The sequence below is a fragment of the Soonwooa purpurea genome (genome assembly GCF_053891095.1).
On the sequence record NZ_JBSSMA010000064.1, the window covers coordinates 1 to 1,161 of the forward strand.

Genomic DNA, 1,161 nt, shown 5'->3' on the forward strand with positions numbered 1-1,161 from the left:
TCGAGCAATAAATATTAAAATTGAGAAGATTAAAATTGACCAAAATATAATAGAAGTTTCTCTAGTTGAAATACTTTCAAGTAGTTCTTTCATAAGTTCTGTTTGTGAAGACTTTCTGCTAACGTTTCGGGGCTTGGCGTCAGTGGCGGAAATTGAAGCGAAAAGTTTCAATTTAGCGACACAGTAAGCAAAAGCCAATTAATTGAATAAATTTATAAAAAAATCAATATAATTGGCTTTTTGCGGAATAGAAAGCCGAAACTTTCAATAATCACTTAACCCGCCATTGCGCCAAACCCTTGTTACCTGCTGGCTTTAATTACGATTTGTTTATTTAAATATGCAACAACTTTATTAAGTGTTTCATTCCAAGATTCGCTTTTGATTGTCATTGCTATCTCAATGTTTTCTTTTAAATTTTTAAGTTGCTCTATATTCCAATCTTTTAACTTCTCAATTGTATCATAAGGAGGACGAATAAAAGGAATATCATTTTCTACCAAAAGTTCCAAGTATTCAATATTTTTAATTTTACAAAAAATATTGATATACATTTCCGTAATGTCTAAAAATATATTTGTCACATCAAATAATGATAATGTAATCAAGTATAAAATCTCATCATCCCATTCTAAAGCACAATTAGAAAATTCATTTATTTCAGTTTGATTTAAAGAATTTATAAGCTTTGTTACTTGCGGTGAAATTTCAAATTCCCAAACTTCTGGACTTTCGATATGTATATGTTCTAAAATATAGTTTTTTATTTCATTTACAGTATTCATTTTCAACTTCTATTTTAATGCTTCAGTTTTGTAAGCTTGCAGGTAACGAAAAAGTATTGGCGAAGTGCGGGCTGGATTTAACTGAAAGTTCAATTCAGACAGAGCGAAGCCGATGCTTTTTCAGATTGTCTAAATTAAGAAAAAAAACAATATGAAAAGCAGCGGCGTATAAATTTGAAAAATAGTTCAATTTAGCCTTAAACCCCGCATTTTGCCAATACACTGTTAGCTGTAGTGCGATTAAAATATTTTTTTTATTATATCTAGCAAACTCATAAATATATTTTCATTTCCATAATTTTTAAGATCGTTCATTCCTTGTTTTTTCTGAGATAATTTTTTGCTTTTTAGTTTGCGTCCAATTTTTAGCCAATCA

The 1,161-nt window shown here is 29.2% G+C and carries 1 protein-coding gene; it reads right to left on the reverse strand.

Features of this window, described 5'->3' with window-relative positions; translation table 11 throughout:
• Positions 1-302: 302 nt before the first annotated feature.
• Positions 303-785, reverse strand: coding sequence for a hypothetical protein (locus ACVFVN_RS14735; RefSeq protein ID WP_456235866.1), 483 nt, complete (start codon positions 783-785; stop codon positions 303-305).
• Positions 786-1,161: the final 376 nt, after the last annotated feature.